Source organism: Nonomuraea sp. NPDC004186 (assembly GCF_053603495.1).
In genome coordinates, this window is sequence record NZ_JBSGFQ010000014.1 from 144541 (window position 1) to 166116 (window position 21576).

Below are 21576 nucleotides of genomic sequence, written 5' to 3' on the forward strand. Positions count from 1 at the left end.
GTACGCACGTACATATCGGCCCGCATCGCCATTCGCGGCCTTTCCGTCGATCCGGACGAGGTCGACCTCCTGCTCGCCCTCGGAGCCGTCGCTCCCGTCCAGCTCGTCCGCGCCGGGTGATCACGCGTGGCTTGTGCGTCTATTCCCTCTCGGATGGTCGACTACCAGCCTGCCCTGGCCCGTCCGCTTGGTGCGCCGGCGTCGGAGACCCGGCCGTTGGCGGGAGGGCCGCGGCGATGCAGTCGAGGACGCGCTGGAGCCCGTACCGGAGCTGGTCGTCGCGGCTCAGGTGCGGCTGGCGCGCCTCCATCACGATCTTGGTGAAGATCGGGTACTCCCCGCTCTTCACCAGCCGGTCGATGTACGGGTAGCTCCGCGCCATCCATTCCGACTCGCTGAGCCCGCTGCGGCGGAATTCCCTGGCCGAGCTGATCTCCTCGCGGACGGTGCCCTCGATGTAGCCGTTCAGCATGGCGATGAGGCCGAGGTTCTCGTCGATGGAGACGAAGGCGTCGAGCACTCCCATCAGCCGTTCGATCAAGAGCAGCTGGTTGGGGCCGAAGCTGGGGAGTGACCGCTGCACGGTGGAGATCCACGGGTGCCTCAGCCACATGGCCCGCAGCCCGTCGGCGTAGCGGGTCAGGTCGGCGCGCCAGTCGCCCGAGGGCATGCCCGTGACGTCGATCTCGCCCATCACCTGGTCGGCCATGAGCTCGACCAGGTCGTCGCGGCTCGGGACGTACCGGTAGAGGGACATCGCGCCGGCGCCGATCTCGGCGGCGATCCGCCGCATGGTGGCGGCCTCCAGCCCTTCGGCGTCGGCGATCCGGACGGCCGCCTCGGTGATCTGCGCGCGGCTGTAGACCGGTTTCGGCCCGCGGGCGGGGCGCTCGGGCCGCATCCAGATGCTCACGTACTCGGCGTCGGTCACCGTTCACCCTCCTTGTTGCGTACATAGTACCCAGTGGTTTAGCGTGACCGCCGTAACCGCGTACAACGTACCCAGTGGAGGGGTCATGCCTGATCCGATCGTGGTCGCCGAAGGGCTGCACAAGTCCTTCGGCGACGCCCATGCCCTGCGGGGTTTGAACCTGAGCGTCCCGAGAGGAACGGTCTGCGGCGTGCTGGGGCCGAACGGCGCGGGGAAGACGACCGCGGTGCGCATCCTGGCGACCTTGTCCGATCCCGATGCCGGGCACGCCCGCATCGCCGGATACGACGTCGTCCGCGAGGCAGGCAAGGTGCGCGCCAGGATCGGGCTCGCGGGCCAGTACGCCGCCGTGGACGAGAAGCTCACCGGCCGTGGCAACCTGCGCATGTTCGGGCGCCTGTCCCACCTGTCCCGGCGCGAGGCGCACCGGCGGGCCGACGAGCTGCTCGAACGCTTCGGTCTGATGGACGCCGCCGATCGGCAGGTCGCCGGCTACTCCGGCGGCATGCGGCGCCGCCTCGACCTGATCACCAGCCTCATCCTGCGCCCCGAGGTGCTCTTCCTGGACGAGCCGACCACCGGCCTGGACCCGCGCAGCCGCGGCGAGATCTGGGACAACGTCCGCGAGCTGGTGGCGGACGGCACCACGGTGCTGCTCACCACGCAGTACCTGGACGAGGCCGACCAGCTGGCCGACGACATCGCCGTCGTCGACCACGGACAGGTGATCGCCACGGGCACACCGGACGAGCTGAAGGCCACGATCGGCGACCGCCTCGACGTCACCCTCGAGGACCCCGCCGCGATGCCCGCGGCGATGACCGTCCTGAACACCCTCACCGGCACCGATCCCACGACGACGGGCGCCGATCGGCTCAGCGTCGCCCTGCCCGGCGGCGGCCTCCGGCTCGCCGGCATCGTGCGCGAACTCGACCGCGCCGGAGTCGCCGCCGCCGACGTGAGCCTGCGCCGTCCCACCCTCGACGAGGTGTTCCTGCGCCTCACCGACCGCAAGGAGTCCGTCCGATGACCGCCCTCACCTCACCACTCGGTCGCCTGCGCTGGACCTTCCTCGACGGGCTGACCCTGGTCGGCCGCGAGCTGGGACGGCTGCGGCAAGAACCCGGACAGATCATCGCCGCGCTGGTCTTCCCGGTCATCATGGTGGTGCTGTTCGGGTACGTCTTCGGCAGCGCGATCCAGGTGCCGGACGGCGGCGACTACCGCGAGTACCTCATGCCCGGCCTGTTCGCGATGGTGACCTTCTCCGCGTGGTTGGGGGTCATGACGCGGATGGCCGCCGACGCCTCCCGCGGTGTGATGGACCGGTTCCGCTCCATGCCGATGGCGCGCTTGGCGGTGCCGTTCGGGCAGACCGGCGCCGACCTGCTGACCGGCCTGCTGATGCTGGCCATCATGGTGGGCACGGGCCTGCTGGTGGGCTGGCAGCCGCACCGCGGCCTGATCCCCACGGCCCAGGCGTTCCTGCTGATGATCGTGCTGCGGTACGCGCTGAGCTGGGTGGGCGTCTATGTGGGCCTGGCGGTGAAGAACGACCAGGTCGCCGACGCGATGGTGCCGCTGGGCCTGCCGTTCACGATGCTGTCGAACGCGTTCGTCCCGACCGGCGGCATGCCGGGCTGGCTGCGCTTCCTGTCCGACTGGAACCCGGTGAGCGCGCTCACCGCCGCCTCACGAGAGCTGTTCGGCAACCCGGGCGCCCCGTCCGGAAACGTGGCCTGGCCACTCGCGCATCCCGTGACCGCCGTCCTGCTCTGGTCGGCCGCGCTGCTGGTGATCTTCGTCCCGCTGTCGCTCCGCGCCTACGTGCGCAGAGGACGCTGAACTGGTCCGCTCACCCGTCGCCGGACGGCGGACGGCGGCGGAAGCCCATTCCAGAAGGGCTTCCGCCGCCGTTGCCGAACGCTATTTCTTGAAGGCGTCCTTAGCCTTCTCCTTTGCCTGCCGCAGATTGGCCTTGGCCTTCTCTGCCTTGCCTCTGGCCTGCAGAGACTCGTTGTCGGTGAGATCGCCGACACGCTCCTTGGCCATGCCCTTGATCTCCTCGGCCTTGCCCTTGGCCTTTTCCTTCCGGGACATATTCATCTCCTCCTGTGCGTACGAACGCACACGGTTTTCCGCTATCCAGGAACGAGTTCTTCCACTGCCCGGGCGGCAGGCGAATACACGCTTCGCGGGCGCAGGCGCCCCGGCAGGGGCGAAATCGGACCTCCTCCACGGACCGGAATCGGCCCTGTCACTCCGTCCAATCCGCCAGCAGCATGGTCAACGCACGCGATGCCCCTGAGAGAGGAAGAGATCGTGGGACGGACCCTCGTGGACATCAGCCCGCCGCCGGTCGGCTACGGCGTCGGTGTGGAGTCGCCCTTGAGCCTGGCTGGGCAGCGGCTGATCTCCTGGAACGGCGCCACCACGTCGGGCGGTGAGCACTGATGCCGACGGCGATCCTGCTCGCCCTGGCCGCCGCCGCCCTGTACGGCGCCTCGGACTTTCTCGGCGGGCTGCTGTCGCGCCGCAGCCACTACGCGCTGGTCGGGCTTGTCGGGCAGTCCGCCGCCGCGATCGGCGGGCTGGCCGCCGCGCTTGCTGTCAGCGTCCGCCCCGCTATGGGCACGATCGAATGGGGGACCGGCGGGGCGATCGGATGGGGGATCGGCGCCGGGCTCGGCGGGGCGGTCGGCACGCTGGCTCTCTACCGCGGGCTGTCCCGGGGGCGGATGAACGTGGCCGGGCCGCTGTCGGCCGTCGGCGCGGCCGGTCTGCCCATCCCGGTCGACCTGCTGTCCGGCGGTGAGTTCACCTCGCTCTCGGTTGTCGGCGTCGGCCTGGCCATCCCCGGGATCTGGCTGGTCGCCGCGCAGCCGGGCCGGCGCGGCGGCGGTGGGGTCGTTGAAGGGCTGCTGGCCGGGCTCGGGTTCGCCGCCCTGTTCGTCTGCCTCGACCGGGCCGGGGACACCGCGGGCCTGTGGCCGGTGGCCGCGAGCCAGCTGTCCGCCGTCGCCGTCCTGGCCGCCTTCGTGCTGGCCGGCCGCCGGAACACAGCCCGAACCGCCGAAGCCGACAGGACCGTCGAAGTCGACAGGACCGTCGAAGTCGGCCGGACCGTTGGCGTCGGCCGGCCCGCCGGGGCGGCGCGGGTGCCGTGGGCGGCGGTCTGGCCGGGCGTCCTGGGCGTGTGTTCGACCGTGCTGTACACCTTGTCCACCCGCGAGGCGACACTCGCCGTCTCGGCCGTGATCACTTCCCTCTACCCCGCCTTCACGGTCGCCCTGGCCGCCCTGGTGCTGCGGGAGCGGACCAGCCTGGCGCACGCCGCCGGGCTGCTGTTGTGCGCGGCCTCCGTCGGCGCCTTCGCCGCCGGTTGAGCCTCGCTACGCTGCGACGGGTGAGCACGGTGAACTCGACCCTGGCGCACGATCTGCTGGTGGAGCTCGACCGGACCGGCGCCACGCCGCTGCACCGGCAGATCGAGGCGGTCCTGCGCGACGGCATCCGCACGGGCCGCCTGCGCCACGGCGCCTCGCTACCCTCCTCGCGCCGGCTCGCCACCGAGATCGGCGTCTCCCGCGGCGTCGTGGTCGAGGCCTACAACCAGCTCCTCGCCGAGGGCTACCTCACCAGCACCCCCGGCTCGTACACGCGGGTGGCCGCCGTACGCGGGCGGGCCGCCGCCGCGACCCCGCCGCCGCAGAGCGCCGGCCCGTACATCGACTTCGGGTACGGTCGCATCGACCCGGCCAGCTTCCCCCGCGAGGCCTGGCTGCGCTCGCTCAGGCGGGTGCTGACCAGCGCGCCGCACAGCCGGCTCAACTACCTCGACGGGTACGGTCTGCCCGAGCTGCGCACAGCTGTGGCCGACTACCTGAACCGCGTCCGCGGCACTTCCGCCGACCCCTCCCAGGTGCTCATCACCAGCGGATACGGGCAGGCGGCCGCGCTGATCATCGGCGTGCTCGCCGGCCGCGGCGCGCGCCGGATCGCCGTGGAGGACCCGTCGACCGACGACATCCGGGTGCTCGCGGGCCTGCACGGGCTCGACGTCGTCCCCCTGCCGGTGACCGGCGAGGGCATCGAACCGTCCGCTCTGGAGCGCGCGGACGCCGATCTCGTCGCCTGGGCTGGCTCGTGGTGCCGGCGCACCTGTCCGGCGCGATCGCCGAGGCCAAGCTGCTGGCCGATCGCGGCTCACCGGCCATCGAACAGCTCGCCTTCGCCGACTTCCTCGTAGGTGGCGAACTCGACCGCCACCTGCGCCGGATGCGCCCCGTCTACCGGCGCCGCCGCGACGTCCTGCTCGCCCGGCTCGCCGAGTCTCTTCCCGGCTTCGAACCCACCGGGGTGGCGGCCGGGCTGCACCTCGTGGTCTGGCTCCCGGACGGCATGGGGGAGGAGGACGTGGTGGCGGCCGCCGCCGATCACGGCGTACGCGTCGCCGGCGTCGGGCCGTACCGGCTGGCCGGACCGGGACGCCAGGGACTGATCCTCGGCTACGGCGACCTGACCGAAGGCCGGATCGCCGAAGGGGTGGAGGCGCTGGCGGCCGCGGTACGCAGCCTCGGCGCCGCGTCGTTCGAGCGCTCCAGCCGCTGATCTCCGCCACCGCTTTCGGCAGGCGCAATGTCGCTCGCGGTCTCTTGACGAGCTCGATGAGGTCGTTAACACTCCCGAAATGTGGGCCTGGAAAGAAGCGCGACGCCTTCGACCTGAGCCGACGTAACAGTCCCCATCGACTACGCGGACCAGCTCCAGAAGCGTAAATGTTAGCGCTACCATTCCGCGGCCCACATGCCCTCCCCATCGGATCCCGAGCGACGAAGAGGACAGTGCGATGTCAGAAATGGTGCCCAGGCGCGAGGCCCTTCGACTGGCGGTGTTAGCGGTCGCCACCCCGTCCGCGCTCGCGTTGGCGACGTCCACCGGAACGGCCCGGGCCGCGGCCCGCACGGTGGCCCCGCTGCGGCAGAACGACCCCCCGGTGCCCGGCAGCTGGATCGTGAAGCCGTTCGCGAACAGCCAGGTCACGCTGGGCGCGAGCCTGTTCACCGCCAACCGGGATCGCATCCTGACCTTCCTGCGGTCCTATTCGGCCGACCGGATGCTGGCCAATTTCCGGGCCAACGCCGGTCTGGACACGCTGGGCGCGCAGCCGCCCGGCGGCTGGGACGACGCGACCGGAAACCTGCGCGGTCACTACAGCGGGCACTTCCTCAGCGCCCTCGCTCTGGCCTACGCGGGCTCCGGCGACGCCTTCTACAAGAACAAGGTCGACTACATGGTCACCGCGCTGGGCGAGTGCCAGAACGCGCTGGCCGCGAAGGTCGGGCAACCCGGCGGGCCGAGCCACCCCGGCTTCCTGGCCGCCTATCCCGAGACGCAGTTCATCCAGCTGGAGCAGTACGCGACCTATCCCACGATCTGGGCGCCGTACTACACCTGCCACATGATCATGAGAGGGCTGCTCGACGCCTACCAGTACGCCGGCAACGAGCAGGCGCTCGAGATCGTGCTGAAGATGGGCGACTGGGTCCACAGCAGGCTGGGCAACCTTCCGCGAGCCCAGCTCGACCGGATGTGGGGCATCTACATCGCCGGCGAGTACAACGGCATGAACATCGTGATGGCCGACCTCTACGCCCTCAGCGGCAAGGCGGAGTATCTCGCGACGGCCAAGTGCTTCGACAACACCGCCCTCCTCGCGGCCACCGTCGACAAGCAGGACACGCTCAACCGGAAACACGCCAACCAGCACATCCCCCAGTTCATCGGATACCTGTCCGTCTTCGACCAGAACCAGGAACGCCGCTACTTCGACGCGGCCGCGAACTTCTGGGACATGGTCGTCCCGCACCGCACGTTCACCGACGGCGGCCTGGCCGGTCCGTCCGACAACGGCGAGCTCTTCGGCGCACGCGACGTCATCGTCGGCACCCTGGGCGCCAACAACGCCGAGACCTGCTGCAACTACAACATGCTCAAGCTGAGCCGGGCCCTGTTCTTCCACACCGCAGACCCGAAATACATGCAGTATTACGAACGGGCACTCTACGGCCAGATCCTCGCCTCCCGCCGCAACACCGACAGCACCACCAATCCGCTACTGACCTACTTCATCCCAATGCGGGCGGGTTCGGCGCGCAGTTACGGCAACCTCGGCACCTGCTGCGGCGGCACCGGGCTGGAGAGCCACACCAAGTTCCAGGACTCGATCTACTTCCGGTCCGCCGACGATTCGACGCTCTACGTGAACCTCTACATGGCCTCGGAGCTCAACTGGGCCGAGAAGGGCTTCGTGATCAGGCAGGTCACGAACTATCCGGCCGACCCCGCGGGGGTGACGACGCTGACGGTTACGGGCAACGGCCGGCTGGTGGTGAAGCTGCGGGTGCCGTACTGGGTGGAAAAGGGCTTCACGGTGCTGGTCAACGCGACCGACCAGCAGCTCGACGCCAAGCCCGGCGAGTACGTCACGCTCGACCGGCAGTGGCGGAGCGGCGACACGGTGAGGATCACGATGCCGTTCTCGCTGCGGATCGAGAAGGCGCTGGACATCCCGACCATCCAGAGCATCGCCTACGGGCCGGTGCCGATGGTCGCCAAGAGCAACCAGACCACCTACCGCCAATTCTCCTTCTACCGGGACTTCACCCTGTCCGGGGACCTCGCGCGCGCCGTCACGTCCACCGGGCCGATGAGCTTCACGGCGAACGGTCTGCCGCTCGTCCCCCTCTACATCAACAACACCGACCGCTACCACGCCTACTTCCGGCGCGTCGAGCCGACCGTCGTCTTCGGCAGGATCGACTCCGGCGTGCCCAACCGCGAGCGGGCGGATTCGGTGACGTTCCTCGACGCGGTCTGGAAGAACGCGCCCTTCGCGAGCCAGGGAGCGTTCGTGTCCACCGTGACCCGCACCGCGGAGGAGTGGGTCACGGCCGGCCTGATGACCTCGGCCCAGAAGGACACGGTGGTCTCCACTGCCACCCAGGCCAGGCTCCCCGGCTGAATGCCAAAAAATCTCTTCTCCGCGGCTCCGGAATGGCCTATACCCGTGAGTACGGATGATCGGAGGTCCCCATGCGGCTGCTCGGCCGGCTCTTCCTCGTGTTCACCGCGACCGCGGTCTGCCTACCCGCGGCCGGTGCGGAGCCGGCGGCGGCCGCCGTGGCCCCGACGGCCGTGATTCGCGCCGACTTCCCCGATCCGGACGTCATCCAGGCCGGCTCCACCTTCTACGCCTACTCCACCAGCAGCTCGGCCGGGCGCATCCAGGTGGCCAGCGCCTCGTCGGCCACCGGCCCGTGGACCGTGCGCGGGGACGCGCTGCCCGCCAAACCGTCCTGGGCGGGGAACGGCGGGTTCTGGGCACCCGACGTCTCCCAGCTTGCCGACGGCCGCTACCTGATGTACTTCACCGGCCCCAGCACCGCAACCGGGCGCATGTGCATCGGCGCCGCGACCTCGGCGAACCCCCTCGGCCCCTTCCAGCCGACCAGCGGCTCACCGCTTGTCTGCAACGCGGCCGAGGGCGGCGACATCGACCCGTCGAGCTTCGTCGACACCGACGGCAAGCGGTACCTGGTCTACAAGAACGACGGCAACGCCGTCGGCCGGCCCACCGTTCTGTGGCTGCAGCAGGTCGGCGCGGACGGCGTCACCCTCGTCGGCGGCCGCACCGAGCTCATCCGCAACGACCGTCCCGAGGAAGCCGGGGTGATCGAGGCTCCCGTGCTCGTCAAGCGGCCCTCCCAGTACGTGCTCTTCTACTCGGCCGGCTCCTACGCCGGAAACAGCTATTTCACCGGCTACGCCGTTTCCCCGGCTCTCGCCGGGCCCTACACCAAGGCGTACCGGCCGCTGATGACGACGGCCACCTTCGACGGCGCCGTTCAGGGCCCCGGCGGGACCGACGTGCTCGGGAGCCGCGTCTTCTTCCACGGCTGGGTGGGCAACGCGCGCCACATGTACACCGCGGAGCTGGGCTGGGCCAACGACTACCCGGTCGTACGCGGCAGCCGGGTACGGTACGAGGCCGAGCGCGGCACGCTCAACCATGCCGAGGTGCGGACCGGCGCGGCCGGGGCGTCACAGGGGGCCGTCGTGGCAAAGATCGACTATGCGGACAGCTGGGTCGACGTCCAGGTGTTCGCGCCGGTCGCCGGGGCCTACACCGCGTACGTGGCCTATGCCGCCGGGTACGGCGACGCGCAGCACCTGGTGACGGTGAACGGGGGCACGCGGTTCACGCTGAGCTATCCCGACCGCGGCTGGGACAACTGGACGCAGGTGCCTGCCCAGCTCACGCTGAACGCCGGATGGAACACCCTGCGCTTCCAGTACCAGGCGCGCTGGGCGGAGCTGGACCACATCGAGATCGCCTGATCCATGCGGCCATCCGCTCATGGCTCCGCTCGGCAGTCGGCGCCCATTACCGGCCCATGTACCGGTAATGGGCGCCGGGACCGTCGACCGGCGTTCTCGAGGGGCCATGACGCGAATCGGCACCCGGACAGGCCGCCACCTGCTCGTCGCCCGATCTACTGGGGATCTTGACCGGCTTCGGGGGCGCCTTCGTGGGTTTCCGGCGTGATCAGCTCTACCCCGTTCTCCGTCAGCGCGTCCAAAAGGTCAGGCGGCGGCGTGGAGTCCGTGACGAGGAAGTCGGCGCCCCCGAGCTCGGACACCTGGGCGAAGAGCCGGCGATCGAACTTGGACGAGTCGGCCAGAATCGCCACGCGCGCCGCCCGCGAGATCATCTCTCGCATCATCGCCGCCTCGGCGAGGTTGCTCGTCGTGTATCCGGCCGCCGAAACGGCGCCGACCCCGATCAACGCCAGGTCGCAGCTGATGTCCAGCTCGCTTCCGTCGGACGCCCGGAAGCTGACGGGGCCGATGGTGGCCAGCGTGAGAGTGCGGACCGCGCCGCCGAAGACGTACACGTCGCGGACGGCTGAGGGTGGCAGCGCCGGGGGTACGAGCAGGCTGTTCGTCACCACGGTCAGGTCCCGATGGTTGCGCAGGTTCCGGGCCACGGCGAGAGTGGTCGTACCGCCGTTGATCATGATGATCGACCCATCTTCGACCAGCGACGCGGCAAGTACCGCGATCTTCTCCTTCTCGCGTTCTTCCATCTTGAGCCGCACGTCCACGGCCCGGTCGACCCGAGATAGAGTGGCCTGACTGACCGCTCCGCCATAGGTGCGGACCAGGACACCGTCGGCGCTGAGCTGGTCCAGGTCCCGCCGGATCGTGTCGATGGAGACGCCGAAGCGCTCTGCGAGTGCGCTGACCGTGACCTGCCCGGCCTCCGCGACGTATGCCGCCAGCTGGGCCTTACGTCCTGCAGGTAGACGACGCTGCCGGTCGTCTTCGTCAAGGGTCACTGACCCTCCCATCTCTGCGGTAGTTGCGTTACTGATCAACGCAACAGAGGGGTGATACAGGCCTAGAACTGCAGACTACCGCACAACGCTGCCTCTTTCAGGCGGGATGCCGCCTGTTTCGAGGGCTCCGGCGCTGGGAGTCTCGTGATCGAGCACGGATCTTCCGCATGAATGCCGGACTGTGCGGTTCCTAGCGGGTTTTTGCGTTACTAGGTCTTGTGGGGTAGCGACACGCGTTGTTAATGTGGCGGAAACCGGCAAAGACCGGTAACACCTGTACAGCAAGGAGGTCGCGATGACCGGAGGCAGCACCCGGTTGCAGGGCCGGACGAGGCGACTACTCGGGGTGATGGCGGTGGCGATGATCGGCGCCACGGCCGTGGGGTGTGGTTCCGGCTCGGGAGCGAGCGCGGGATCGAGCGGCGACGGGACCGTCACTCTGGAGTTTGCGCAGTGGTGGGCGCCGGAGCTGCCGGCGGGATCGTTCGACAAGCTTATGTCGGAATTCACGGCGCAGAACCCGAACATCAAGGTCAAGCTGTTGAGCGGCCCGTACGCGTCCACGAAACAGCAGCTGGTGGCCGGAGCGGCGTCGAGGACGCTGCCTGACGTCGTCGGCCTCGATGGCGCATGGGTGAGCGACTTCGCCAAGCAGGGCGCCATCGCCGACCTGTCCGCGCTCATGACGACCGCGAAGTACGACTCGAGCCAGCTCGCGAGCCAGATCCAGATCAAGGGGAAGACCTACATGATCCCTGTGGTCAACTTCGTCTACCCTCTGTTCGTCAACAATGATCTGCTCGCGAAGGCGGGGGTCAAGACGCCTCCGAGCACGCGCACGGAGTTCTTGGAGGCGGCCAAGAAGGTCAGCGCGCTCGGCGGCAACGTCAAGGGCTGGGCCCTGCCGCTCGACACCGCCGTTCCCAACGGCGTCCAGAACGACGTGATGTCATGGCTGTGGGCATCGGGCGGCAGCATGCTCACCAAGGACGGGAAGCCCGACCTGACCGGCCCCGGCGTCAAGAGCACCGTGGAGTACGTCAAGAGCCTGAACGACGCGGGCGTCATCGCGCCCGGAGCGCTGACCATGAAAGAGCAGGACAAGGTGGAGAAGTTCTCCACCGGTCAGGTCGGCATGGTGATCGATTCCCTGGCGCACATCGGGCTGATCAAGAAGAACAATCCGAAGCTGGACTTCACGGTCGTGCCGATCCCGGCCGAGGACGCCTACACCGGCAGGCGCGGCATCCCGTACGCGTCCTGGGGCATCGGCGTCGCCGAGTCCTCGGAGCACAAGGCCGAGGCGTTCAAACTGGTCCAGTTCTTGATGGACAAGAAGGCGAATGCGCAGCTGAGCACGCTGGCGAACGGCTTCCCCGGCAACAAGACGGCCGAGCCTGACTTCAGCACGAGCGACCCGCTGTTCAAGACGGCCTTCGACATCTACAAGGCGGGCTATCCCGCCAACGAGTTCGTGGGGCTGCCGAAGTCCGAAGACCTCATGCGCAGCTTCGATGAGCAGCTGCAGCTCGCGCTCACCGGCAAGCAAAGTGTCGACGACGCCCTCAACAAGGCGCAACAGGCCTGGGCACCGGTGCTCTGACCTTCCGTACTTCGTGGGCCGCGCCGACCGTGCGGCGCGGCCCCCGAACCAAGGAGACATCGATGGAAACCGCGAAACTCGATCCGGCGGCCTCCCCGGGAGCCGCAAAATCGGCATCGGAATCCTCTGCGGGCCGACGGAGAAGGACGCGGCCTTTCCCCGTGCAGGGTGTCGTCCCGTACGGCTATCTCTCGCCGACGCTGATATTGATCTTTGTACTGATGATCATCCCCATCGCGATGGTGATCAGCTACTCGTTCAAGGACAACGTGATCGTCGAGCAGAATCCGGTCTTCGCCGGGCTCGCCAACTACGCCACGGTGCTCACCGATCCGGACTTCCTGGCAGCACTGAAGAACACGTTCATCTTCATCACCGTGAGCACCGTCGCTCACCTCGGCCTGGGCCTGGCCTTCGCGACGATGCTCAACACCCCGTTGCTGGGCGGAGTGACGAAAGCCATCTTCCGCATCGTCTACATCCTGCCCTGGCTGTTCACGGTCGCCGTGATCGCGGTCATCTGGCGGCTCATGCTGGACCCGTCCGGGGTGGTCAACTACATCCTGACCACGATCGGCGTGATGCGCGAGGAAGTGAGCTGGCTCTCCGAGCCGAACACGGCGCTCTGGGCGTTGACATTCATCAACATCTGGGCCGGCTTCCCCTTCTTCATGATCAGCATCCTCGCCGGGTTGCAGGGAATCTCGCCCGTTCTGTACGAGGCGGCCTCCGTCGACGGCGCAAGCACTTTCCGCCAGTTTCGCAACGTGACGCTGCCACAGCTGAAACCGGTGCTCCTCAGCATGGCCGTGCTCGATCTCATCTGGACCTCCCAGCAGTTCGCCCTCATCTGGATGACCACCGGTGGTGGCCCGCTGAATGCCACCGAGATGCTCAGCACGTACACCTACAAGCAGGCCTTCAGCAGTTACGAGTTCGCCACCGCGTCCGCCGCCGCCGTCATAGTCCTGCTGCTCACGATGGTTCTGGCCTTCTTCTACGTTCGCCTGCAAAAGGAGAGGTGATCACCGTGCTCACCCGCAAAAGGCGGCGCCTCGGCGCGAAGATCGCCGTGCTCGCAGGCCTGTGCGTCGGCGCGGCCTTCGCCGGCCTTCCGGTCGTGTGGATGCTGTCGACGTCGTTCAAGACCAACGGGGAAGTCTTCCAGGTTCCGCCGCGGCTGATCACCGAGAACTTCTCGTTCGACGCCTACAAAGTGATCCTGGCCGACGCGACTCAGTTGAGGTTTTTCATCAACAGTTACATCGTCGCGCTGTCGGTGACCGTGCTGACATTGTTCGTGGCGATTCTCGCGGCGTATGGATTCAGCCGCTACAACTTCCCGCTGAAACGATCCGTCAACGCCGTGATCGTCACTGTCCAAGCTGTGCCGCCAATCACACTCGTCATTCCCTATTTCGGTCTCGTGGTGGCGCTCGGCCTGTACAATACTTATCCGGGGCTCATCCTCACGCATATGGTGTTCACCTTGCCCTATGCGATTATCATGATGACCGCGTACTTCAACACCCTGCCGCGAGAACTGGATGAATCCGTCAAGGTGGACGGGGCGTCGAGCTGGACGGCTCTCTGGCGGATCCTGGTGCCCATTTCGGTGCCCGGGCTGGTCGCCGTCGGCGTCTACACCTTCATGATCTCGTGGAACGAATACCTGTTCGCGCTGACGCTCACGCGTACCGACGACATGCGAACCGTTCCCATCGGCATCCAGCTCCTGATGGGCCAGCACTCCTACGAGTGGAACCAGATGATGGCCATGAGCATCCTGGGGTCCATCCCGGTGCTCGTGTTGTTCCTCCTCTTCCAGCGGCGATTCATCGGCGGCCTCACCTCCGGCGCGGTCAAGTCCTGAAACGTCGTCCCCGTCCCGAGTGACAATCAACTGATCAGAAGGAGAAATACAGCAATGCTGACGACCGGCAAGGTGCTCTTGGCTGTCGCGAATGAAAGAAACTTCGCCGTGCCCGCCTTCAACATCAGTGACTACGCCATGTTCAACGGCATCGTGGACATCAGCGAGGAGAAGAACGCGCCGCTTTTCATCGGGATCCACCCCGACGAGGTGCGGCACATCGGAGTGGACGTGATCGCCGCGATGACCCAGCGGGCCCATCGCTCGTCCGTGCCGATCGCGATTCACTGGGACCACGGCGCGACCTATCAGGAGATGCTGACCGCGATCCGGATCGGCTTCACCTCGGTGATGATCGACGCCTCGATGAAGTCGTTCGAGGAGAACATCGCGATCTCCAAGAAGGTCACGGAGACCGCGCACGCGGTCGGCCTGTCGGTCGAGGCGGAGCTGGGGACGATCGGCAAGACCGACAGCGAGGCCGAAGACGGCAGCGACGCGATCATCTACACCGACCCGGCGGACGCCGTGACCTTCGTGCAGGCGACGGGGGTGGACAGCCTCGCCGTGGCCATCGGCACCTATCACGGCCTCTACCCGAAGAACCTGAAGCCGGAGCTGAAGCTCGACCTGCTGAAGGAGATCAAGGACCGGGTCAAGATCCCCCTGGTGCTGCACGGCGGCTCGGGCAATCCCGACGACGAGATCGCGGAGTCGGTCAAGCTCGGCATCAACAAGATCAATATCTCCAGTGACATCAAGGCCGCCTACCACCTGAAGATGCGCGAGGTCCTGGCCGATGAGGGCCTGCGTGAGCCGAACTCCATCCAGCCGCCGTGCATCGAGGCGATGAAGGTGGTGGCCGGGCAGAAGATCGACCTCTTCGAAGCGGCCGGCAAGGCATCTCTCTACTGACATGACCAGCCGTGTGGTCCTGGGCTTGGGGGGATGCGTCGACTACGAACTCAAGCTGTCCTCGTCGATCTTGGAGCAACTGGTCGGCGAGTATCAGATCCGCGATGCCGAGCTGACTTCGTCGGTCACCGTGACCAACGAGCGTGAGCTGGTCATCTCGATTCTCACCTACCTCAAAAAGGGCGGAGGAGGCGAGCACTTCGTCGCCTCCTCCGAATGCCTGGACGCATTCGCCGGGCGGTTCCCCAAACGAACGACTCTGGGCGGGACCTCCGTTCGGGCGGCGATGGAGATGAGCCGGCTCGGCGTACCGTCCACCCTGCACCTGGTCAGCCTCAACGACATCGTCCGCCGCCTGCTGCCGGCAAGCTGCGACTACATCTGCAGCGGCGACCAGGACACCCTCTATCCGCACCTGATCGTGCAGTACGACCAGGGCATGCGGGTTCGGGCAGGTGACATCGACATCGACACGCCGTTTCCGAACAGACTGATCTACGTCAACGACCCGGACAACGAGTCCATGCTGCTGAGTGATGAGCTGGGCTCGTTGCTCGGCGACGCACGGGTCTTTCTGATCTCGGGATTCAACGCGATACGGGACCGGCGAACACTCGACCGGCGTCTTTCCACGCTGCGAAGCCACATGCGACAACTTCCGGCCGAGGCGGTCGTCTACTACGAGGATGCCGGATTCCACGAGCCGGGCCTCAGCCAACGGGTCCGCGACGCGCTTCTGGAAGTCATCGACGTTTACGGGCTGAACGAAGACGAGATGCAGTCGCACCTGGGCTACGCCGTCAACCTGCTCTCCGTGACGGAGGTGGCACGTGCCCTCGAATCGCTGCAGGCTCTCATCCCCGTGAAGACCCTGGTGGTGCACACCAAGTACTGGTCGGCGGCATTCGGCGAAAGAGCCGGCGAGTACGCGGAGCCACTGAACGAGGGCATCGTGATCGCCAGCACCCGCTACTGCCACGGCGACGAGTACACGAACCACCAGTACGAACTCATGCAGAACCGGCCGAGGCGAACGGAGGCGGTGGAGTTCGCCGCGGCTCTGGAACGCCGAATGGGCGGGGTTGTTCGTTGCCTGCCCGGTTTCGAGCTTGACGTCGCCGCGCCCACGACCATCGGGCTCGGCGACGCGTTCGTCGGCGGTTTCCTCGCCGCGGTCTCCCAGGGCGGCTCAAGCGGTCAGAGCATCACGTGAGGTGATCCGCTCCCGCGTCTCCAGCCTGCTACTTCGCCGCGGCCATCACGTTCACCACGATCGATTGACGAAACGTGGCGCGCAGGCCGTCCTCAGAGCTCATGCGGCTCCCTCTTCGTGAATGCCGTGATGGTCACCACCGGGTCAGCCACCCGGTAGGGCGAGGCGACCGGGCCGAGCCCCTCCTCGATGTCGGCCCGCAGGTCCCGGGCACCGTCGTCGAGGCCGGCCATCCGGTCGCGGACCACGTCGCGCACGGTCGACGGCGCCTCCGTCCGGGCCACCGCGTCATGGGTGAGCACGCCCATGCCACCGAGCAGCCGGGACAGCTCCCGGACGAAGAACGAGTTGCCGGCGGTGCGGGCGTAGATGCCGCGCGGCGGCGGGACCGGGCAACTGGCCGGTCCCGCCACGAACGATCTCGGCCACCTCGGCCACGTTGAGCGGGCCGAGTCGGAAGGCCGCCGCCTGGCCCACGAGCAGGCCGTCGCCGTCCACCAGGTTCCACATCGTCACGTCCTCGATCCAGAACCGGCGGCCGGACTTGGCGATGCGCTGTCCCCGATAGCCGGTCGCGAAGCCGTCCCGACGTACGGCGTCCAGTAGCGCCTGGCGGTCCTCCCGCCGGTCCGGCTCCGCCGAGAGCCGCCGTGGCCTCGGGGCCTGACAGCGGGGTGCCGACGAAGCGCAGGTGGGAGCGCGCCGGCGGTCGAAGAAGTCGGAGTCCACGGAGCAACCGTTCTTTGCCGCGTCGGAGGGGATCTTGCGTCCGATGTCACCCGGGCGTACTTGACAGAAACTGGACGGAAAATGGAATCCCGCGCTTTCCATGCGCGTGCTTGCGGGCGCGACGGCGGCAGGGGCGGTAGCCGTGGTGTTCGCCGGCTCGGTGATCGCCACCCCCGCGGCCGCCGCGTCCCAGACCACCAGGGTGACCGCGCACAGTCGGACGACCAGTTCGCCCAAGTACTACTTCGCCGCCGGGCTCCTCGGCCGGAACGAGGTGCCCGAACGGGGCAAGAAGGTCAACGACCCCAACGGCGTGGCCGTCGCCAAGTTCCGCATCAGCGGCGACCGCTTCTACTTCTTCGTGCAGTGGAGGAACACCGGCAGGCCGACCGCCTTCCACATCCACCGGGGCAAGGCGGGCGTGAACGGCCCCGTCGTCATCGACCTGCTGTCCAACGGCCGCATTCGCGGCAACACCGCTTCCGGCTCCGTTCGCGTCAAGAGCAGCCTGCTCAGGGACATCAAGAACAAGCCCAAGAACTGGTACGCCAACCTGCACACTTCCCAGTTCCCCGATGGCGCGGTCCGCGGCCAGCTCCACAAGGGCGGCCGCTGGTAGACCGATCGCTGCGAGGCGAAGCCCGTGTGGGCCGGCGTCCTGAGGGCTCGGGAAGGCCGGCTCGCACCCACGTTTCAGACGTCGATGGCGGTGATCCGCCTTGGACCGGCTCGAGAACGGATCCAGTGATCGTTCACTCTTCATCAAGTGATCCTGCGTAACTTCACGGGAACAGCGCTGATCCGCTATGACGAGGCGCGCGAGGGGCCACCGAGCCTGACCGACCTATGACATATCGCCGCACGGAACCACCACACTCGCCCGAAAGGAGGGCTCCCCGTGCTCAACAGTGCCTATCGAGCGCAGTGCGAAGCCGAGGAAGCGCGCCACACGCCGGACTGCGCCACCAGGAACACGAAGCTCACTCTGCTCGCTCTCGCGCTCGGCACCTTCGCCATCGGCACGGGTGAATTCGGCAGCAACGGCATCATCCAGCTCTTCGCCGCGGACATGGGCATCTCGATCCCGCAGGCGACGTACGCCGTGACCGCCTACGCGGTCGGCGTCATGATCGGGTCCCCTGTCATCACGATCGTGGCCGCCCGGCTGAACCGCAAGCAGCTACTCCTGGCACTCATCCTTCTCTTCATCGTCGGGAACCTGCTGTCGGCGCTGTCCGCGAACGTCGGCATGCTGATCGCGGCCCGGTTCATCACCGGCACGGTGCAGGGCGCCTACTTCGGTGCCGGCGCCGTCGTCGCCGCCTACGTCTACGGTCCGGGCAAGGGCGGAAAGGCGTTCGCGACCGTCATGGCCGGCCTGACCATCGCGACGATCGTCGGCTCGCCTCTCGGCACCTTCGTCGGGCAGCAGGCCGGCTGGCAGGCGCTGTACGTCGTGGTCGCGGTGATCGGCCTGGCCGCCGGTGCGGCCATTCTCCTCTGGGTGCCCGCCACCTCCGACCTCGACGGCGGGCCCATCGCGCAAGAGCTGGGCGCCCTGCGCCGACCGATGGTCTGGGTGATCATGGTCGTCGCCGCGCTCGGCATTTCCAGCATCTTCGCCGTCTACACCTTCATCGGTCCCTATGTCACGGACGCGGCACGGGCCGATGAATCGCTGATCCCCGTGGCACTCGCCGTGTTCGGCGTCGGCATGGCGGTGGGTAACCAGGTCGGTGGCCGCCTTGCTGACCGCTATGCGTACCGGGGTCTCGTCCTGGGCTACGGGAGCGTCCTGCTGTTCCTCATCGCGATCGCCGCGACAGGCGAAACGATCTGGCTGCTCATGCATGCCCTTTTCGGAGTCGGCGCGACCATGATGCTCGCCATCCCGACGATTCAGGTGCTGCTCACCAAGAACGCCCCCGAGGCGCCCACATTGATGGGGGCGCTCAACCTCGCATCGCTCAACCTGGCCAACGCGCTGGGAGCCGTCGGTGGCTCGATCACGCTCGGCGCGGGCCTCGGCACCCTCTCGACGGCATGGGCGGGCCTGGTGCTGACGGCCGCCGGTCTCCTCCTGTTCGCCATCACCGTCCGTCATGCGGTGCCGCCGCGGCGCGTCGAGACGACAGCGGCGGCGGCTTGAACCCCTCGAACTTCATGGTGTGCCGATTGGCGCCCTGGATGCCGGCCGGAGAAAGGCGCGAGCCACGAGTGCCGCGCGCGATTGCGAGTCGCAGTCCGTCACCGTGGTCGGAGGTGCCAACTCCGCAGGTCAGGCGGCACCCTTCCTGGCCTCCCGCGGCTCTGGCCCCGTACCCGGATCGTCGGCCTGAACGGGAACGGCGCGCTCGGCTTGGGAGGTCTGCAGGGGTGAGGCGTCTTCGCGGCTGAGGGACTCAAGGTGGTGCGGCGCACGCTGAGGCATGACGGCGTCGTGCTGACCGCCGACACCTACGTCTCGGTGCTGTCGCACCTGTATCACGACAGTGCCCGGACGACCGCGCGGCTGGTGCTGAAGGCGGTGCGGGTGAGCTCCCGGAAGGTCGGCAAGGCGCGGGCGGGGGCGTGAGTCACATGTGGCTCACCGTGACTCACGATCAGACGACTCGACACCGCAGGTCGGAGTGGTAGGGCGCGCCCGGGGCTCAAACAGGGACAGTGATGTCTGTCGCTGTCCCTGATCGGCAGGACGCCGTCATCGGCCCTGCAGTACTCTCTCAGCGTTTGATCTTGAGGGTAGGCGCGAGCGCTGTCTACAGCGGCGACGGCCGGCGGTCGAGTGCGGCCAAGGCTGTCAAAACCTGGAGGAGAACAGGAATGCGAAGAACCTGGCCAGTGGCCTTGGTGGCCCTAGCCACGGTTGTCATGGGCGGCGCGACGCCGGCGAGTGGCAACGCGGTCGATTCGGCAGCCGATTCGACGACGGCAACGACGACGGCAACGGCAACGGCAACGGCAGCGGTCTGCGGCAGCTCGTCGCTGAACGGCCCGACCACACCGCCCTCCGGCGCGGTCGTGGTCCCTGCGGGCGACAACAGCGGCGTGAACTTACGCCAGGCGAACACCACGTACTACTTCGAGACCGGCACACACACGCTGGGCACGGACCAGTACGCCCAGATCATGCCCGGCAACGGCGCGACGTTCATCGGCGCGCCCGGCGCGGTACTGGACGGGCAGCGGCTGAACCGGTACGCGTTCACTCAGCAGGCGACCGGCGTCACGATCCGGTACCTGACCATCACCGGATTCGTCGCGCCGCGCGATCAGGGTGTGGTCAACCACGACTCCGGCGACGGCTGGGTCGTGGAGCACAACACGATCCGCAACAACTCCGGCGCGGGGCTGATGGCCGGGGCCACGAACAAGATCCGTGGCAACTGCCTCAAGGACAACGGGCAGTACGGCCTGAACGCGTACAAAGATGGCAACACCATCACCGGCCTGGTTGTGGCGGACAACGAGTTCACCGGCAACAACACCGACGACTGGGAGCACCAGGAACCTGGGTGCGGATGTACCGGTGGCATGAAGTTCTGGGCGGTGAACGGTGCCGACGTGACCGGCAACTGGGTCCACGGCAACCACGGGCCGGGGGTCTGGGCGGACACCAACAACAACGACTTCCTCATCGAGGACAACCTCATCGAGGACAACGAGTCGCTCGCGATCTTCTACGAGATCAGCTACAACGTCGTGATCCGGAACAACACCATCCGCCGCAACGCCTGGGCCTCCGGCGCCGAGCGGGCAGCGAAGGGCGACCCGTTCCCCGAAGCGGCGATCTACCTGTCCGAGGCGGATGGTGAGCCCCGCGTGCAAGCGCGGACCAGCAAGATCGAGATCACCGGCAACCGGCTCGAGAACAACTGGGGCGGGATCACCGCATGGGCGAACGCCGACCGGTTCTGCAACAGCCCGGCCTCGACGACCGGCGACTGCACGCTGATCGTCGGACCGACCAACACCTCACAGTGCTCGGCTCCTGCCATCGCCAGTGAGCCGCTCTACACCAACTGCCGCTGGTGGACGAAGAACGTCGACATCCACCACAACACGTTCGCCTTCGACCCCAGCGCCGTCAACGGCGGCTGCCCGACGCAGTACTGCGGGCACATGGCCCTGCTGTCCAACTGGGGTACGTACCCGGACTGGTCCCCGTACAAGGGCGCCGTGATCCAGCAGTCGATCGTCCACGACTCGCACAACTCCTGGCACGACAACACCTACACAGGACCGTGGCAGTTCAGGGTCACCGACATGGGCAATCGCATCGTGCCCGGGCTGTGGGTCGGCCCCCAGTACGGCCAGGACGCCGGCAGCACGTTCGACGGCGGCACGCCCGTCCCGCCGGCGATCGCCGAGCAGGACTTCGAGTCCGGCTCGACGGTCGCGCCCTACTCCCCGTGGTACGGGGCCAGCCTGGCGCACCAGACCGGCGGCGCGCATGGTGGCACAGGCTCGCTGCAGATGACCAGCGCCCAGGCGTCTGGCAGCGCGGTGGCGCTTGACAACTTCCCCGGATACAGCGGTGTGGTCGCCGGTACGAGCTACCAGGTGTCGCTGTGGTACCGGGAGGCCGTGGCGACCATGCCTGCCGTCACGTGGAATGTGCGGTGGCGCGACGAGTCCGGCACGGTGCTGCGTACCGACGCCATCTCCCTGACCCGGAAGACCGCCTGGACCGAAGCAGCCGGCACGTTCACCGCGCCCGCAGGCACGACCCGCGTCGACTGGACCTTTGTCTGGAACGCGAGCACCGCCGGACCCGCGTTCCAGATCGATGACGTGGCGATCCGTCCCGGGAAGCTTTAGCAAAAGACCTGAAGAACATGAGCCCGGTGACGGCGCTCCGCCCGCCTTCCTGGGAAAGAGCGGCTGCAACACGGAACCCCGTGTTGCAGC

General features: G+C 67.5%; 21 protein-coding genes and 1 pseudogene. 17 read left to right on the forward strand and 5 right to left on the reverse strand.

Annotated features, from left to right (window positions below):
- Positions 1–139: 139 nt before the first annotated feature.
- Positions 140–931: a TetR/AcrR family transcriptional regulator gene (locus ACWEPL_RS14550; RefSeq protein WP_452436418.1), complete on the reverse strand. Its 792-nt coding sequence runs from the start codon at positions 929–931 to the stop codon at positions 140–142.
- 85 nt (positions 932–1016) lie between these two features.
- On the opposite strand from ACWEPL_RS14550, the gene ACWEPL_RS14555 reads away from it, so the two are divergent.
- Both ACWEPL_RS14555 and ACWEPL_RS14560 read left to right on the forward strand, forming a co-directional pair.
- Entirely contained in the window at positions 1017–1961 is a 945-nt protein-coding gene (locus ACWEPL_RS14555; protein ID WP_452436419.1) for an ATP-binding cassette domain-containing protein, read from the forward strand.
- Complete coding sequence (locus tag ACWEPL_RS14560; RefSeq protein WP_452436420.1) at positions 1958–2776, forward strand: ABC transporter permease; 819 nt, start codon at positions 1958–1960, stop codon at positions 2774–2776. Before ACWEPL_RS14555 ends, ACWEPL_RS14560 begins: the two co-directional genes overlap by 4 nt.
- Positions 2777–2857: 81 nt before the next feature.
- Here the strand turns inward: ACWEPL_RS14560 and ACWEPL_RS14565 are convergent, their stop codons facing one another.
- The gene (locus tag ACWEPL_RS14565) at positions 2858–3031 is read right to left on the reverse strand and encodes a CsbD family protein (RefSeq protein ID WP_363982551.1); all 174 of its coding nucleotides are present in this window, start codon (positions 3029–3031) and stop codon (positions 2858–2860) included.
- Positions 3032–3253: 222 nt separating this feature from the next.
- Between ACWEPL_RS14565 and ACWEPL_RS14570 the strand changes: the two genes are divergently transcribed.
- The 6 genes from ACWEPL_RS14570 to ACWEPL_RS14595 all read left to right on the forward strand — a co-directional run bounded on the left by ACWEPL_RS14570 (position 3254) and on the right by ACWEPL_RS14595 (position 9331).
- Positions 3254–3385, forward strand: a complete 132-nt coding sequence (locus ACWEPL_RS14570) for a hypothetical protein (RefSeq protein WP_363982548.1) — start codon at positions 3254–3256, stop codon at positions 3383–3385.
- Positions 3385–4317, forward strand: coding sequence for a hypothetical protein (locus tag ACWEPL_RS14575; protein WP_452436421.1), 933 nt, complete (start codon positions 3385–3387; stop codon positions 4315–4317). Before ACWEPL_RS14570 ends, ACWEPL_RS14575 begins: the two co-directional genes overlap by 1 nt.
- Positions 4318–4337: 20 nt before the next feature.
- On the forward strand, positions 4338–5180 hold the full coding sequence (locus tag ACWEPL_RS14580) for an aminotransferase-like domain-containing protein (RefSeq protein ID WP_452436422.1): 843 nt from the start codon (positions 4338–4340) through the stop codon (positions 5178–5180).
- Positions 5081–5542 carry a hypothetical protein gene (locus tag ACWEPL_RS14585; RefSeq protein WP_452436423.1) on the forward strand — a complete coding sequence of 154 codons (462 nt, stop codon included), beginning with the start codon at positions 5081–5083 and terminating at the stop codon, positions 5540–5542. The genes ACWEPL_RS14580 and ACWEPL_RS14585 overlap by 100 nt, the downstream gene beginning before the upstream one ends.
- A gap of 238 nt (positions 5543–5780) precedes the next feature.
- Positions 5781–7955, forward strand: a complete 2175-nt coding sequence (locus ACWEPL_RS14590) for a beta-L-arabinofuranosidase domain-containing protein (RefSeq protein ID WP_452436424.1) — start codon at positions 5781–5783, stop codon at positions 7953–7955.
- 71 nt (positions 7956–8026) lie between these two features.
- Positions 8027–9331, forward strand: a complete 1305-nt coding sequence (locus ACWEPL_RS14595) for a family 43 glycosylhydrolase (protein ID WP_452436425.1) — start codon at positions 8027–8029, stop codon at positions 9329–9331.
- A 155-nt stretch (positions 9332–9486) separates the two neighbouring features.
- Here ACWEPL_RS14595 and ACWEPL_RS14600 read toward each other — a convergent pair whose 3' ends face one another.
- Positions 9487–10332 (reverse strand): DeoR/GlpR family DNA-binding transcription regulator, encoded by an 846-nt coding sequence (locus tag ACWEPL_RS14600; protein WP_363982530.1) that lies wholly within the window; start codon positions 10330–10332, stop codon positions 9487–9489.
- Positions 10333–10627: 295 nt separating this feature from the next.
- On the opposite strand from ACWEPL_RS14600, the gene ACWEPL_RS14605 reads away from it, so the two are divergent.
- The 5 genes from ACWEPL_RS14605 to ACWEPL_RS14625 all read left to right on the forward strand — a co-directional run bounded on the left by ACWEPL_RS14605 (position 10628) and on the right by ACWEPL_RS14625 (position 15936).
- Complete coding sequence (locus tag ACWEPL_RS14605) at positions 10628–11935, forward strand: ABC transporter substrate-binding protein (RefSeq protein WP_452436426.1); 1308 nt, start codon at positions 10628–10630, stop codon at positions 11933–11935.
- Between the two features lie 62 nt (positions 11936–11997).
- Complete coding sequence (locus ACWEPL_RS14610; protein WP_452436427.1) at positions 11998–12960, forward strand: carbohydrate ABC transporter permease; 963 nt, start codon at positions 11998–12000, stop codon at positions 12958–12960.
- Positions 12957–13808, forward strand: coding sequence for a carbohydrate ABC transporter permease (locus ACWEPL_RS14615; protein ID WP_350732893.1), 852 nt, complete (start codon positions 12957–12959; stop codon positions 13806–13808). Before ACWEPL_RS14610 ends, ACWEPL_RS14615 begins: the two co-directional genes overlap by 4 nt.
- Before the next feature lie 54 nt (positions 13809–13862).
- A complete protein-coding gene (locus ACWEPL_RS14620) occupies positions 13863–14723 on the forward strand; it encodes a ketose-bisphosphate aldolase (RefSeq protein ID WP_363982520.1) in 861 nt (286 codons plus the stop codon).
- Between the two features lies 1 nt (position 14724).
- Entirely contained in the window at positions 14725–15936 is a 1212-nt protein-coding gene (locus tag ACWEPL_RS14625) for an ADP-dependent glucokinase/phosphofructokinase (RefSeq protein WP_452436428.1), read from the forward strand.
- Positions 15937–16028: 92 nt separating this feature from the next.
- On the opposite strand, the gene ACWEPL_RS14630 is transcribed toward ACWEPL_RS14625, so the two are convergent.
- On the reverse strand, positions 16029–16349 hold the full coding sequence (locus tag ACWEPL_RS14630) for a hypothetical protein (RefSeq protein WP_452436434.1): 321 nt from the start codon (positions 16347–16349) through the stop codon (positions 16029–16031).
- A 52-nt stretch (positions 16350–16401) separates the two neighbouring features.
- Positions 16402–16767: pseudogene (locus ACWEPL_RS14635) on the reverse strand (MEKHLA domain-containing protein); the annotation flags it as partial.
- Here ACWEPL_RS14635 and ACWEPL_RS14640 point away from each other — a divergent pair.
- The 4 genes from ACWEPL_RS14640 to ACWEPL_RS14655 all read left to right on the forward strand — a co-directional run bounded on the left by ACWEPL_RS14640 (position 16766) and on the right by ACWEPL_RS14655 (position 21486).
- A complete protein-coding gene (locus ACWEPL_RS14640; RefSeq protein WP_452436429.1) occupies positions 16766–17284 on the forward strand; it encodes a CHRD domain-containing protein in 519 nt (172 codons plus the stop codon). The pseudogene ACWEPL_RS14635 and the gene ACWEPL_RS14640 sit on opposite strands and share 2 nt — an antisense overlap.
- 279 nt (positions 17285–17563) lie before the next feature.
- Entirely contained in the window at positions 17564–18814 is a 1251-nt protein-coding gene (locus ACWEPL_RS14645; RefSeq protein ID WP_452436430.1) for an MFS transporter, read from the forward strand.
- 261 nt (positions 18815–19075) lie between these two features.
- Positions 19076–19240 (forward strand): hypothetical protein, encoded by a 165-nt coding sequence (locus tag ACWEPL_RS14650; protein ID WP_452436431.1) that lies wholly within the window; start codon positions 19076–19078, stop codon positions 19238–19240.
- Between the two features lie 248 nt (positions 19241–19488).
- Positions 19489–21486 carry a right-handed parallel beta-helix repeat-containing protein gene (locus ACWEPL_RS14655; RefSeq protein WP_452436432.1) on the forward strand — a complete coding sequence of 666 codons (1998 nt, stop codon included), beginning with the start codon at positions 19489–19491 and terminating at the stop codon, positions 21484–21486.
- Positions 21487–21576: the final 90 nt, after the last annotated feature.

Bases quoted from the DNA above. Each gene is read 5' to 3' on its own strand.
- ACWEPL_RS14595 (WP_452436425.1), top strand. From the start codon at position 8,027: ATGCGGCTGCTCGGCCGGCTCTTCCTCGTGTTCACCGCGACCGCGGTC.
- ACWEPL_RS14590 (WP_452436424.1), top strand. From the start codon at position 5,781: ATGTCAGAAATGGTGCCCAGGCGCGAGGCCCTTCGACTGGCGGTGTTA.
- ACWEPL_RS14610 (WP_452436427.1), top strand. From the start codon at position 11,998: ATGGAAACCGCGAAACTCGATCCGGCGGCCTCCCCGGGAGCCGCAAAA.
- ACWEPL_RS14565 (WP_363982551.1), bottom strand. From the start codon at position 3,031: ATGTCCCGGAAGGAAAAGGCCAAGGGCAAGGCCGAGGAGATCAAGGGC.
- ACWEPL_RS14620 (WP_363982520.1), top strand. From the start codon at position 13,863: ATGCTGACGACCGGCAAGGTGCTCTTGGCTGTCGCGAATGAAAGAAAC.
- ACWEPL_RS14625 (WP_452436428.1), top strand. From the start codon at position 14,725: ATGACCAGCCGTGTGGTCCTGGGCTTGGGGGGATGCGTCGACTACGAA.
- ACWEPL_RS14605 (WP_452436426.1), top strand. From the start codon at position 10,628: ATGACCGGAGGCAGCACCCGGTTGCAGGGCCGGACGAGGCGACTACTC.
- ACWEPL_RS14575 (WP_452436421.1), top strand. From the start codon at position 3,385: ATGCCGACGGCGATCCTGCTCGCCCTGGCCGCCGCCGCCCTGTACGGC.
- ACWEPL_RS14555 (WP_452436419.1), top strand. From the start codon at position 1,017: ATGCCTGATCCGATCGTGGTCGCCGAAGGGCTGCACAAGTCCTTCGGC.
- ACWEPL_RS14560 (WP_452436420.1), top strand. From the start codon at position 1,958: ATGACCGCCCTCACCTCACCACTCGGTCGCCTGCGCTGGACCTTCCTC.
- ACWEPL_RS14640 (WP_452436429.1), top strand. From the start codon at position 16,766: ATGCGCGTGCTTGCGGGCGCGACGGCGGCAGGGGCGGTAGCCGTGGTG.
- ACWEPL_RS14655 (WP_452436432.1), top strand. From the start codon at position 19,489: ATGCGAAGAACCTGGCCAGTGGCCTTGGTGGCCCTAGCCACGGTTGTC.